This is a genomic window from Lelliottia sp. EB106-05-01-XG201, assembly GCF_058791735.1.
On sequence record NZ_JBYTDV010000001.1, the window covers coordinates 3,015,369 to 3,029,105 of the forward strand.

The 13,737-nt window shown below is 55.1% G+C and carries 10 protein-coding genes; 6 read left to right on the top strand and 4 right to left on the bottom strand.

Annotated features, from left to right (window positions below; genetic code table 11):
* Positions 1-3 precede the first annotated feature (3 nt).
* Together ssuC and ssuB are read left to right on the top strand one after the other, a co-directional pair.
* Positions 4-795, top strand: coding sequence for an aliphatic sulfonate ABC transporter permease SsuC (gene ssuC, locus AC3WS9_RS14240; protein WP_100780699.1), 792 nt, complete (start codon positions 4-6; stop codon positions 793-795).
* Positions 792-1,559 carry an aliphatic sulfonates ABC transporter ATP-binding protein gene (ssuB, locus tag AC3WS9_RS14245; protein ID WP_285145413.1) on the top strand — a complete coding sequence of 256 codons (768 nt, stop codon included), beginning with the start codon at positions 792-794 and terminating at the stop codon, positions 1,557-1,559. The genes ssuC and ssuB overlap by 4 nt, the downstream gene beginning before the upstream one ends.
* 90 nt (positions 1,560-1,649) lie before the next feature.
* Here the strand turns inward: ssuB and pepN are convergent, their stop codons facing one another.
* Positions 1,650-4,262, bottom strand: a complete 2,613-nt coding sequence (pepN, locus tag AC3WS9_RS14250) for an aminopeptidase N (RefSeq protein ID WP_492488966.1) — start codon at positions 4,260-4,262, stop codon at positions 1,650-1,652.
* 265 nt (positions 4,263-4,527) lie between these two features.
* Here pepN and pncB point away from each other — a divergent pair, with 265 nt between their 5' ends.
* The 4 genes from pncB to aspC all read left to right on the top strand — a co-directional run bounded on the left by pncB (position 4,528) and on the right by aspC (position 10,386).
* Positions 4,528-5,730, top strand: coding sequence for a nicotinate phosphoribosyltransferase (gene pncB / locus AC3WS9_RS14255; RefSeq protein WP_285155648.1), 1,203 nt, complete (start codon positions 4,528-4,530; stop codon positions 5,728-5,730).
* Positions 5,731-5,894: 164 nt separating this feature from the next.
* Complete coding sequence (gene asnS / locus AC3WS9_RS14260) at positions 5,895-7,295, top strand: asparagine--tRNA ligase (protein ID WP_492488967.1); 1,401 nt, start codon at positions 5,895-5,897, stop codon at positions 7,293-7,295.
* 606 nt (positions 7,296-7,901) lie between these two features.
* Positions 7,902-9,011 (top strand): porin, encoded by a 1,110-nt coding sequence (locus AC3WS9_RS14265; protein WP_492488969.1) that lies wholly within the window; start codon positions 7,902-7,904, stop codon positions 9,009-9,011.
* Positions 9,012-9,195: 184 nt separating this feature from the next.
* A complete protein-coding gene (gene aspC, locus AC3WS9_RS14270) occupies positions 9,196-10,386 on the top strand; it encodes an aspartate transaminase (protein WP_492488970.1) in 1,191 nt (396 codons plus the stop codon).
* A gap of 76 nt (positions 10,387-10,462) precedes the next feature.
* Here the strand turns inward: aspC and AC3WS9_RS14275 are convergent, their stop codons facing one another.
* The 3 genes from AC3WS9_RS14275 to ldtD form a co-directional block, all read right to left on the bottom strand.
* Positions 10,463-11,110 (bottom strand): MBL fold metallo-hydrolase, encoded by a 648-nt coding sequence (locus AC3WS9_RS14275; RefSeq protein WP_285145418.1) that lies wholly within the window; start codon positions 11,108-11,110, stop codon positions 10,463-10,465.
* A 15-nt stretch (positions 11,111-11,125) separates the two neighbouring features.
* Positions 11,126-11,677 carry a peptidoglycan L,D-endopeptidase MepK gene (gene mepK / locus AC3WS9_RS14280; RefSeq protein WP_282492386.1) on the bottom strand — a complete coding sequence of 184 codons (552 nt, stop codon included), beginning with the start codon at positions 11,675-11,677 and terminating at the stop codon, positions 11,126-11,128.
* 175 nt (positions 11,678-11,852) lie between these two features.
* On the bottom strand, positions 11,853-13,676 hold the full coding sequence (gene ldtD, locus AC3WS9_RS14285) for a L,D-transpeptidase (RefSeq protein ID WP_492488973.1): 1,824 nt from the start codon (positions 13,674-13,676) through the stop codon (positions 11,853-11,855).
* Between the last annotated feature and the right edge of the window lie 61 nt (positions 13,677-13,737).

Consider the following 13,737-nt stretch of genomic DNA (forward strand, 5'->3'; position numbering starts at 1 on the left):
CCTATGGCAAATCCATCCCAAAAATGGCTGCTGCGGCTGGCCCCCTGGTTTCTGCCCGTCGGCATTGTGATTGTCTGGCAAATCGCCTCGTCCGTGGGATGGTTGTCGAGCCGCATTTTGCCCTCCCCAGAGGGCGTCGTGGAGGCGTTCTGGTCGCTCAGTTCCAGCGGCGAGCTGTGGCAGCATCTGGCGATCAGCTCCTGGCGCGCGCTGATTGGCTTTTCCATCGGCGGCTCAATTGGCCTGACGCTGGGCCTCATCAGCGGCCTGTCCCGCTGGGGCGAGCGTTTGCTGGATACCTCAATCCAGATGCTGCGCAACGTGCCGCATCTGGCGCTGATCCCGCTGGTGATTCTGTGGTTTGGCATCGACGAGAGCGCCAAGATTTTCCTCGTTGCCCTCGGTACCCTGTTCCCGATCTACATCAATACCTGGCACGGTATTCGTAATATCGATCGCGGACTGGTGGAGATGGCGCGCAGCTACGGCTTGTCCGGCTTTGCCTTGTTTGTTCACGTGATCCTGCCGGGTGCGCTGCCGTCGATTATGGTCGGCGTGCGGTTTGCGCTCGGTCTGATGTGGCTGACGCTGATCGTCGCGGAAACCATCTCGGCCAACTCCGGTATCGGCTACCTGGCGATGAATGCCCGCGAATTCCTGCAAACCGACGTGGTGGTGGTTGCCATCATTCTTTACGCCCTGCTCGGCAAACTCGCCGACGTCAGCGCTCAGTGGCTGGAGCGTAGCTGGCTGCGCTGGAACCCGGCCTATTCCACGAAGGAGGCCAACGCATGAATACGGCTCGTTTAACTCAGGGCACGCCGCTCCTGCTTAATGGCGTCACCAAACGCTATGGCGATAACACCATTCTGAATGCTTTAGATTTGCACATTCCTGCCGGACAATTCGTTGCCGTGGTCGGGCGCAGCGGCGGAGGGAAAAGCACCCTGCTGCGGCTGCTGGCCGGGCTGGAAGCGCCAAACGGCGGGGAGCTGCTGGCGGGCAATACGCCGCTGGCGGATATTCAGGATGACACCCGGATGATGTTCCAGGATGCGCGCCTGCTGCCGTGGAAAACGGTGATCGACAACGTCGGCCTGGGGCTCAAAGGCAACTGGCGGGACAACGCGCGTCAGGCGTTGAGCGCCGTCGGGCTGGAAAACCGCGCGGGCGAATGGCCAGCCGCTCTCTCCGGCGGTCAAAAACAGCGCGTGGCGCTGGCGCGGGCGTTGATCCATCGCCCCGGTCTATTGCTGCTGGATGAGCCGCTCGGGGCGCTGGATGCGCTGACGCGCATTGAAATGCAGGATCTGATCGAGTCGCTTTGGCAGGAGCATGGCTTTACTGTGCTGCTGGTGACGCACGATGTGAGCGAAGCGGTGGCAATGGCCGATAGGGTTTTGTTAATTGAGGAAGGCAAAATTGGGCTGGATGTGGCGGTGGATATTCCGCGCCCACGGCGCAAAGGATCGGCACGGCTGGCGGAGCTGGAAGCGGAAGTGCTGGAAAGAGTGATGAAGCGTGGCGCGACTGAAGTGCAGGTCCGGCGTCACGGGTAGAAAAAAGCCGGGCGGCGGCTTCGCCTTGCCCGGCCTACGAGTATTGTGCCGTTGTAGGCCCGGTAAGCGCTAGCGCCACCGGGCATTCACTCAGGCCAGCGCCTTCGTAATCTTCTCGAACAGATCGCCCGACAGATTTTCCAGCCCTTTCAACTGCTCCAGCGCGGCACGCATTTTCGCCTGGCGCGACGCATCGTAACGTTTCAGACGGATCAGCGGCTCAATCAGACGCGACGCCACCTGCGGGTTACGGCTGTTCAGCTCGGTCAGCATTTCCACCATGAACTGATACCCGCTGCCATCTTCCGCATGGAAAGCGGCCGGGTTGCTGCTGGCAAACGCGCCAATCAGGGAACGTACGCGGTTCGGGTTGCTCATGGTGAAGGAGCGGTGTTTCAGCAGATTGCGCACGTTGCTCAGCACATCCGCCGCCGGGCTGGTGGATTGCAGGATAAACCACTTATCCATCACCAGACCGTCCTGATGCCACTTGTCATCGTACTCCTGCATCAGCCCATCGCGGCACGGCAGCTCTGCCGCCACGCTCGCCGCCAGAGCCGCTAACGCGTCGGTCATGTTATCCGCTTCGTGATACTGCTTGCTGACCAGCGTGTTCGCCAGCTCGGTTTCACCAAACGCCAGATAGCGCAGACAGGTATTACGCAGGGAACGCTTGCCGATATCGGCGTGTTCCACGCGGTATTCGTCGAGCTTATTAGCGTTGTAGATCGCCAGGAACTCGTCGGCCAGTTCGGTCGCCAGCGTACGGGTCAGGGCTTCACGCACGGCGGTAATCGCGATCGGATCGATGATCTCGAACAGCTCGGCGATTTCGTTCGCGGAAGGCAGGGTCAGGATCTCAGCGGCCAGCGCCGGGTCGATTTTCTCATCCAGCAGAATCGCGCGGAACGCGTCGGCCACGTGTACAGGCAGCGACAGCGGCTGACCCTGCTGATGACGGTTCACGTTCAGTTTGATATAGGTTGCCAGCAGGCTCTGCGCGGCATCCCAGCGGGAGAAATCGTTGCGCGCATGACGCATCAGGAAGGTGAGCTGCTGATCGCTCCACTTATATTCCAGTTTCACCGGTGCGGAGAATTCGCACAGCAGCGCCGGAACAGGCTGGAAGTAGACATTATCAAAGATAAAAGTCTGCTCCGCCTGGGTCACATTCAGCACCTGATGCACCGGATGACCGCCCTTCTGCAGCGGGATCACTTTGCCTTCGTTATCGTACAGCTCGATGCTGAACGGAATGTGCAGCGGGTGCTTCTCTTCCTGTTCAGCCGTCGGCGGCGTGCGCTGGCTGATGGTCAGGGTGTACTGCTCAGTTTCCGGGTTGTAGTCATCTTTCACGGTGACAATCGGCGTCCCGGCCTGGCTGTACCAGCGGCGGAAATGGGAGAGATCGACGTTGGACGCGTCTTCCATCGCCTGCACGAAATCGTCGCAGGTGGCGGCGCTGCCGTCGTGACGCTCGAAATAGAGCTGCATCCCTTTCTGGAAGTTCTCTTCGCCGAGCAGAGTGTGGATCATGCGGATGATTTCAGAACCTTTCTCGTACACCGTCAGGGTGTAGAAGTTGTTCATCTCAATCACTTTGTCCGGACGAATCGGGTGCGCCATTGGGCTGGCGTCTTCGGCGAACTGCAGACCGCGCATGGTGCGCACGTTGCTGATGCGGTTCACGGCGCGGGAACCGAGATCGGAGCTGAACTCCTGATCGCGGAACACGGTCAGACCTTCTTTCAGGCTCAACTGGAACCAGTCGCGGCAGGTCACGCGGTTGCCGGTCCAGTTGTGGAAATATTCGTGGCCGATGACGCGTTCGATATCGAGGTAATCTTTATCGGTGGCGGTGTCGGTACGCGCCAGCACGTATTTGGAGTTAAAGACGTTCAGGCCTTTGTTCTCCATCGCGCCCATATTAAAGAAGTCGACGGCGACAATCATATAGATGTCGAGATCGTACTCGAGGCCGAAACGCTCTTCATCCCATTTCATGGAGTTGATGAGCGACGTCATGGCCCACGGCGCGCGATCGAGGTTGCCGCGATCGACAAACAGCTCCAGCGCCACATCGCGGCCGGAGCGGGTTTTGAAGGTATCGCGCAGCACGTCGAAATCACCCGCTACCAGCGCAAACAGGTAGCAGGGTTTCGGGAACGGATCCTGCCACTGTGTCCAGTGACGGCCATTTTCCAGCTCGCCCTGCCCCACACGGTTACCGTTGGAGAGCAGGTACGGATAGAGTTTTTTATCGGCAATGATTTTGGTGGTGAAACGCGCCAGAACGTCCGGGCGGTCCAGATACCAGGTGATATGGCGGAAACCTTCGGCTTCGCACTGAGTGCAAAGCGCAACGCCTGACTGATACAGGCCTTCCAGCGCGGTGTTGGACGCCGGGCTGATTTCGGTCACGATGCGCAGGGAGAAACGCTCTGGCAGATTGTTAATGACCAGTTGGCTCTCTTCTTCTTTATAGTCTGTCCACGCTTCGTCGTTGACGTGGATCGAGACCAGCGTCAGGTCTTCACCGTCGAGACGCAGCGGTACAGCCGTCGCACTTTGGCGTGTGACCTGGCTTACGGCCGTGACAACGGTTTTGGTGGCATCCAGGTCAAAAGTCAGATCGATATCGCTAATCAGGTATTCCGGCGCACGGTAGTCGTGGCGGTATTTGGCTTGTGGCTGTTGTGTCATAGAAAACCTTATGCATCGTTTGTCGAATAACGAATCCAGTCTATTCCTGTTGTGTAAAACGCGCTACGCAGAATGTTCATCTTTTCAGGGCGAAAACCCAATTTTGCTACATTCGTATAACACGGGGCACGAAATGCTCTCGACCATAACGGCAGCTTATGTTGTGATCGGGGTTCAATAAATCGCTAAACAAGGTATACTCCAGCGGTTTCAATAGTTGTTTATTGTACTAAACGCTCCCGTGAGAGGATGCTACTGCGCACCTATGACTCAATTCGCTTCCCCTGTTCTGCATACACTGCTGGATACCGACGCGTATAAACTGCATATGCAGCAAGCCGTTTTTCACCATTACTATGATGTAGAAGTAGCGGCTGAATTCCGCTGCCGCGGTGATGACTTGCTCGGTATTTACGCTGATACGATCCGTGAACAGGTCGATGCCATGCAGCATCTGACTCTGCAGGACGACGAATACCAGTGGCTCTCTGGCCTCCCCTTCTTTAAAGCCGACTACTTAGACTGGCTGCGCGATTTCCGCTACAACCCCGAACAGGTCACCGTCACCAATAATAATGGTCGGCTGCACATTCGTCTGGCCGGGCCGTGGCGGGAAGTGATCATGTGGGAAGTCCCGCTGCTGGCGGTGATCAGCGAGATTGTGCACCGCTACCGTTCGCCGGAAGTGGGCGTTGAGCAGGCGCTGGAAACACTCGAAAGCAAACTGGTTGATTTCAATCGAATGACGGAATCGGTGGATATGTCCCGTTTCCGTCTGATGGATTTCGGTACACGCCGTCGTTTCTCTCGCGAAGTGCAGCAGGCGATTGTCGAACGTTTGCAGCAGGAGCCGTGGTTTGTCGGCACCAGCAACTACGATTTAGCGCGTCGCCGCAACCTGACGCCTATGGGCACCCAGGCCCACGAATGGTTCCAGGCACATCAGCAGATCAGCCCCGATCTCGCCACCAGCCAGCGCGCCGCGCTCGCCGCCTGGCTTGAAGAATATCCGGATCAGCTGGGAATTGCCCTCACGGACTGTATAACGATGGACGCGTTCCTGCGCGACTTCGGGCCAGAATTTGCCAACCGCTATCAGGGCCTGCGCCATGACTCCGGGGATCCGGTGGAATGGGGTGAAAAAGCGATCGCCCATTATCAGAAGCTGGGTATCGATCCGCTCACCAAAGTGCTGGTCTTCTCGGATAACCTCGATCTGCCGAAAGCGGTCGATCTCTACCGCCAGTTCTCCTCCCGCGTTAACCTGAGCTTTGGGATCGGTACGCGACTGACCTGCGATATCCCTCAAGTGAAACCGCTGAATATCGTGATCAAACTGGTGGAATGTAACGGCAAGCCGGTCGCCAAGCTCTCTGACAGCCCGGGTAAAACCATCTGTCATGACAAAGCCTTCGTGCGCGCCCTGCGAAAAGCCTTCGATCTGCCCCAGATTAAGAAAGCCAGCTAATCCTCTTGTGGGGGCTTACCGGCCCCCTGCCTAAATTTTTACTAATTTCTCTCTTTTCGCTGCGAAATCTGCTTGTCTGACGGCGGATGCCAGGTAACATAGATATCCCCCCTATAAGGGCGGACAAATATCTATTTTTTCCGACTATTAACAGAGAGAATATTATGAGCGTTGTGCCTGTAGCCGACGTACTCCAGGGCCGCGTCGCCGTTGACCAAGAAGTCACCGTGCGCGGATGGGTGCGTACTCGCCGAGATTCTAAAGCTGGCATCTCCTTCCTCGCCGTCTATGACGGTTCCTGCTTTGATCCTGTACAGGCCGTAATTAATAATTCTCTGCCCAATTACAATGACGAAGTGCTGCGCCTGACTACCGGCTGTTCCGTGATCGTGACCGGGACCGTCGTCGCCTCTCCGGGCCAGGGCCAGAGCTTCGAACTGCAGGCAACGTCTGTCGAAGTGACCGGCTGGGTTGAAGATCCAGACACCTACCCGATGGCGGCAAAACGCCACAGCATCGAATACCTGCGCGAAGTGGCTCACCTTCGCCCGCGTACCAACATGATTGGTGCCGTAGCGCGTGTTCGTCACACACTGGCGCAAGCGCTGCATCGTTTCTTCGACGAGCAGGGTTACTTCTGGGTGTCTACCCCGCTGATTACCGCATCCGATACCGAAGGCGCGGGCGAGATGTTCCGCGTTTCGACGCTGGATCTGGAAAACCTGCCGCGTACGCCAGAAGGCAAAGTCGATTTCGACCAGGACTTCTTCGGTAAAGAGGCGTTCCTGACCGTATCCGGCCAGCTGAACGGCGAAACTTACGCCTGTGCGTTGTCCAAAATCTACACCTTCGGCCCAACCTTCCGTGCTGAAAACTCCAACACCAGCCGCCACCTGGCGGAATTCTGGATGCTGGAGCCGGAAGTGGCGTTTGCCGATCTGAATGACGTGGCCGGTCTGGCGGAAGCGATGCTGAAGTATGTCTTCAAAGCGGTTCTGGAAGAGCGCGCTGACGACATGAAATTCTTCGCAGAGCGTGTCGACAGCGATGCGGTTGCCCGTCTGGTGCGTTTCGTCTCTGCAGATTTCGCCCAGGTGGATTACACCGACGCGGTGGCGATTCTGGAGAAATGCGGCGAGAAATTCGAGAACCCGGTTTACTGGGGCGTGGATTTGTCTTCCGAACACGAACGTTACCTGGCTGAGAAACACTTCAAAGCCCCGGTGGTTGTGAAAAACTATCCGAAAGACATTAAGGCCTTCTACATGCGCCTTAACGAAGACGGTAAAACCGTTGCCGCGATGGACGTACTGGCCCCAGGCATCGGTGAGATCATCGGTGGCTCCCAGCGTGAAGAGCGTCTCGATGTGCTCGATGCGCGTATGGAAGAGATGGGTCTGAATCCAGCCGATTACAGCTGGTATCGTGACCTGCGCCGTTACGGCACCGTGCCACACTCTGGTTTTGGTCTGGGCTTCGAGCGTTTGATTGCCTATGTCACCGGTGTGCAGAACGTGCGAGATGTGATCCCGTTCCCACGTACCCCACGCAACGCCAGTTTCTAAGCGCAACTATTAATAACGGCCAGCAACTGCTGGCCGTTATTTTATTCTGTACTGTCAATTTATGTCAGCCGAAAGTCAGTAACTTCCAATTGCAACCCCGCCAAATATTCCACCTGTTACGTTTTATTTCCACGAAACATCTACGAACAAAAAATAAACCGCATTCTTATTGCGCCTAATGCCATTGAAATGCTTTAGCACAAAAAACGCTCACTTACACAGCCGCCTGGATGGCTAATGTAAACAATAAGAAAAAGTGAGTTGTTTAACTTCTGTTGATACGAAACGCCTTTATCAAAATTAAATATAAGCAATTCATATATATAGGAATGGGTTAGTGTTTTTATTCAGCAATCAGTTCTGAAATTTGAGGTGCTTCACAAAGTTCCCAATAATTCACATTTAGTTACATATTATTTCTTTTTGTTACTCAATCTTTATCTTTGTAGCACTTTCAGGCTAGCGAAACGGCTATATGAATGGAAAGATGCCTGTCAGATACATAAAGACACCTAACTCTCATCAATAGTTCCGGAAATATTTATTGACAGAATTTATTGACGGCAGTGGCGAGTGTCATAAAAAAACCAATGAGGGTAATAAATAATGATGAAGCGCAATATCCTGGCAGTGGTTATCCCTGCCCTGCTGGTAGCCGGTGCAGCAAACGCTGCAGAAATCTATAACAAAAGCGGCAACAAGCTGGACTTCTACGGTAAAGTTAACGCCGAACACGATTTCGTGACTTCCGGTGATGACACCAACAACAACGACGCAACCTATGCGCAGATCGGTTTCAAAGGCGAAACTCAGATCAACGACCAACTGACCGGTTACGGCCAGTGGGAATACCGCTTCGCAGCCAACCAGGCTGAAGGTGGTGCTCAGACTAACAAAAACCGTCTGGCATTCGCTGGTCTGAAAGCAGGCGACGCTGGTAGCATCGACTACGGTCGTAACTACGGTATCGTTTACGACGTAGAATCCTACACCGATATGGCTCCATCCTTCTCCGGTATGACCTGGGGTGGCAACTATGTTGACAACTTCATGACCAGCCGTAGCACCGGCCTGCTGACCTACCGTAACAGCGATTTCTTCGGTCTGGTTGATGGTCTGAGCATGGGCGTTCAGTACCAGGGTAAAAACGACCGTACTGACGTTAAAACCTCTAACGGTGACGGCGTAGGTTACTCTCTGGGTTATGACTTCGGTGAAGGCTTCGGTGCAATCGCATCTTACAGCAACGCAAACCGTACTCTGAATCAGAAAGCTGACGGTAAAGGCGACAAAGCTGAAGCATGGGGTCTGGGTCTGAAATATGATGCTAACAACATCTACCTGGCAACCACCTATGCTGAAACCCGTAACACCACCCGTACTGACGGTCCTAACGGTGACGGCGGTTTCGCAAACAAAACTCAGAACTTTGAAGTTGTTGCTCAGTACCAGTTCGACTTCGGCCTGCGTCCTGCAATCTCCTACGTTCAGACCAAAGGTAAGAACCTGTCCCCAACTGGTACTTTCTCTGGCGGCGATGCAGACCTGGCGAAATTCATCCAGGTTGGCGGAACTTACTACTTCAACAAAAACTTCAACGTGTGGGCTGACTACTACATCAACCTGCTGGACAAAGACACTGCATACGCTGAATCCGTTGGCGGTATCAACGGCAACGACGACATGGCAGCTGTTGGTGTGACTTACCAGTTCTAATAAGCAGCCCTCTCTGCTAAATGCCTAGAAAACAGGACTTCGGTCCTGTTTTTTTATGGCTGAAAGAAAAAAATGGCGTCTTTTGAAAAGGCGCACGCTTTTTGTCGCAAACGGTTGGCATTTTGTAAATCTACCGTTAACCTGATAGCGGATTTCACTTCTGTAATCACAATGGAACCTCGTCATGTTTGAGAACATTACCGCCGCCCCTGCCGACCCTATTCTGGGCCTGGCCGATCTGTTTCGTGCCGATGACCGCCCTGGAAAAATCAACCTGGGTATTGGTGTCTATAAAGATGAAACCGGCAAGACTCCGGTCCTGACCAGCGTTAAAAAAGCTGAGCAGTATCTGCTGGAAAATGAAAACACCAAAAACTACCTCGGTATCGACGGTATCCCGGAATTTGGTCGTTGCACTCAGGAACTGCTGTTTGGTAAAGGCAGCACGATTATCAGCGATAAGCGTGCCCGCACAGCCCAGACGCCTGGCGGTACCGGCGCATTACGCGTCGCGGCGGATTTCCTCGCGAAGAACACCTCTGTGAAGCGTGTTTGGGTGAGCAACCCGAGCTGGCCGAACCATAAGAGCGTGTTTAACTCCGCGGGTCTGGAAGTGCGTGAATATGCTTATTATGACGCGGCGAACCACACGCTGGACTTCGACGGATTGCTGTCCAGCCTGAACGAAGCCCAGGCCGGTGACGTAGTGCTGTTCCACGGCTGCTGCCACAACCCAACCGGTATTGATCCAACGCTCGAGCAGTGGGAACAGCTGGCAAAACTGTCCGTAGAAAAAGGCTGGCTGCCGCTATTCGACTTCGCCTATCAGGGCTTTGCTCGCGGTCTGGAAGAAGATGCTGAAGGCCTGCGCGCCTTTGCGGCTGTTCATCAGGAACTGATCGTCGCGAGTTCTTATTCCAAGAACTTTGGCCTGTACAATGAGCGTGTGGGTGCCTGTACGCTGGTGGCCGCCGATGAGCAAATCGTTGATCGCGCGTTCAGCCAGATGAAGTCAGTCATTCGTGCCAACTACTCCAACCCACCGGCACACGGTGCCTCTGTGGTCGCGACAATCCTCAGCAATGACGCCCTGCGCGCCATCTGGGAGCAAGAGCTGAACGACATGCGTCAGCGTATCCAGCGCATGCGCCTGCTGTTCGTGAACACGCTGGCGGAGAAAGGCGCAGATCGCGACTTTAGCTTCATCATCAAGCAGAACGGAATGTTCTCGTTCAGCGGCCTGACTAAAGAGCAGGTTCTGCGTCTGCGCGAAGAGTTTGGTGTGTATGCTGTGGCTTCAGGGCGTGTGAACGTGGCGGGTATGACGCCGGACAACATGGCGCCGCTGTGCGAAGCGATTGTGGCTGTGCTGTAAAAAAGTCTGTCGGGTGGCGCTTACGCTTACCCGACCTACAAAAAAGCCTGCATCATGCAGGCTTTTTTAATGGGATTTACCAGACAGGCATTTCATCCTGCAGGAACGGGTTATGTACCCGCTCATATCCTAACGTCGACATCGGGCCGTGCCCTGGAATAAACGTCACGTCATCGCCTAACGGCAGTAACTTCTGTTTAATCGACTGGATCAACTGACCGTGATCGCCGCGAGGGAAGTCGCTGCGTCCTACGCCGCCTTTGAAAATCACATCGCCCGAAACGAGCAACCGTGACTGGTTGTCAAAGAAGACGATATGTCCCGGCGTGTGGCCCGGGCAGTGCAATACCTGAAGCGTCACGTTTCCGACGCTAACGCTCTCGCCTTCATTCAGCCAACGATCGGGCGTCAAAGGCTGACACTCATCGAGGCCAAACATCCGGCTTTGGGCAGGTAAACCCTGCAGCCAGAACTCATCTTCTTTTTCCGGTCCAATCACGGGCACACCGTAATGTTGCGCCAGCTCCGCCGCAGCCCCCACATGGTCAAGATGGCCATGGGTCAGCAAAATCTGCATCAGCGTCACGCCGGACGCTTCGACTTCCTGCTTGATCTTCTCAGCATCTCCGCCGGGATCGACAAGCGCGGCCAGTTTGGTTTGTTCACACCAGATTAATGAACAGTTCTGGGAGAACGCAGTCACCGGAATAATACGATAGTTCATACTGCTCCTTCATTATTACCAGTGCCGTGCTGGCCCGGTATCAATATGCACAAAGTTGCTACGTGGGTAATATCCTACACCACCTGCGCGCATAGATAACGCAGCTTTGCGAATATTGGCTAATGAAACGCCTTCGATGTGAAAATCCATCGCCTGTCCTTTGGTGTGATAGCTTTTTTTGGCTACCCCACGGCTATGGGCGCGCAGTTCGTTATTGGTATCAATAGAGCGATAACCGGAAACGAGTTGCACCGGCTTGCGGGTTCCGAGCAGGCCCTGGAGGCGGAAAAGCTGATCAAACAATCCTGGGTCGATGGCTTTGATTTTATTCGCGCGGTAATCACGGAAAAAATGGTTGAGTCTTGCTAATTCATCCTGAATATAGCCTCTGCCATCGAAAAACTCCGCTTTCAACGTCTCACCGGTGTGAAGATTGTTGAGCGTTAAAATACGCGGACGTGGTGTCGAGAGGGTGGCAAATGCTGGCGTCGGTAAGATGGCCGCTGCGCCCAGCGCAACACCACCTAGCGCCAGCAGCTTGCGGCGATTAGCGTCAAATTTGTCCATGATAATCAGGTCTACAGGTCAATGTTATCGTAAATATGCTTAGCGCACGAAGGGCACCATAACTGCCAGAACAGTTGGCGTCAAGGTGCCCAACCCCAGTAAAGACGGGGCTTACAGCGATATTGCCCCTTCTCTACCATAACTTACGACAATCAATTTTCCCGAACTACTTCATTTACCTGATTAATTGTTCAGCTTTTGGCAAAATTTGTGCGCCGGATCGCGCGGTGAGATCATAATTGTAAATATCTGTACGATATTGGGTCCGCCCATCGGCGCCGACAAACGCCGTCAGGTAGTAAAGATTGACCGGAATATTTTGCCGAATATTCACGTAGCGCGTGTTCCCTTCTTTCAGCGCATCGGAAATCCGCGTGTCGTTCCAGCCCGCATCCCCCAACAACATATTAGCCAGTTCAGACGCTTTATTAACACGAACGCAGCCGGAACTCAGGGCGCGCGTATCTTTCTGGAACAGGTTATGGTTCGGCGTATCGTGCAGATAGATCGCATCCGAACTTGGCATATTGAACTTGTACCGACCCAGCGAGTTACGCTCGCCCGGCGCCTGCTGGAAGCGGAACGGCAGGTTCGACGCCGTGATCGTTGACCAGTCGACCTGATACGGATCAATCGGCTGGTTGCTGTTCCAGCCACGCATCATCGTGTAGCCGTGACGTTCGAGATAACCCGGGTCATTCCACACTTTCGGCAGGATGTCTTTTCGCGCGAGAGTTGGCGGCACGTTCCACGGCGGGTTGACCACCACGTTGTTCAGCGCGCTGCTCATCATCGGCGTTTTGCGATCCGGACGGCCCACAATCACGCGGGAGGCCAGCACTTCGCTGCCGTTCTGGTAATAGACCAGCGAGTAGGCCGGGATGTTGACCATAATGCCGGTGGATAAGGTGCCCGGAAGTAAACGTAAGCGCTGAATATTCAACGCCAGCACGCCTGCGCGCTGAGCCGGAGAGACATTCAGCCAGTCGCGCGTAGACTGCCCAATCACTCCGTCGGCACCCAGTCCCTGCGCAGCCTGAAACGCCTTCACGGCGGCAACCAGTTCACGGTCGTAGGCCGCAGGTTTATCGGCTGGCACAGCGGATTTTTTCTTCACGACAGGCGCTGATGGGCTGACCACCACGCTCTGGGGATCATCGCCCGGCAGAGCGATTTTCGCTCCTGCATCAGACTCACCGGTACGACGCAGGATTTCGCGTAGCGCCGGAACATCGCTACTCCACTGGCCAGGGCGCAGTGAGGCAGTGCTTTTGAGCTGAGGCCACGGACGAGTATCGGCCACCAGCTGCAATAACGACTGGTGCATCGTGGCATATTGCGGATGCGCCGGAGCCAGGCTCGCGATAAAGCGCGGCAGCGTCCCTTTGTCCAGCGCCACCTGCCACTGGTTAATCACCGAAAGCGCAGGTGTCGCCAGCTTGTAAGGCTTTTCGCTGTACAGCCAGCGGTTGCCGTTGACCGGAATTCCCGCCACGAACTGCAGATAGCCCATCATGGCGTCGGACAGGACAACATCACGCGCTATGCCCGTTACGGTCGGGTCGGTCAGAAGCTCCACCCAGGCGGTGAACTGCGGCTGAAAACCGGCGATGGCCACTTCCGCCAGCTGTTGCTGGAAGGCACGGACGGCGTCGCGGTCTTCCCACATCGGCTTCATGTCGCGCGCGGCATAGATTAAGGTGAGCTGATTAAGATAAGCGGGCGTATATCCCGCAGGCAGTCCGGTTTGCAGCTGCTGGCGCAGCGCTTGTGTGTCCACATCGGCCGGCAGCTGTTTGATGCCCGCCATAATGGCGGTCGCACTGGATTGCTCCAGCGGCTGTAGCAGCGAAGTCGGCTGTGCGCCCATCGTTGCAGAACTGTCGACGGGAACCACTTCAGGCTCATCAGCCCGGGCATTAAACAGTGGAGCGAATATTAACGTCAGGCACACACTGAGTGCGGACAGCTGACGACCATGAATTTTCTTTAGCAACATCCCTTGCCCCCTGTTTGCTTTACGACCTGCCCACAACACCGGGGCTTTTCTTCATTATAGA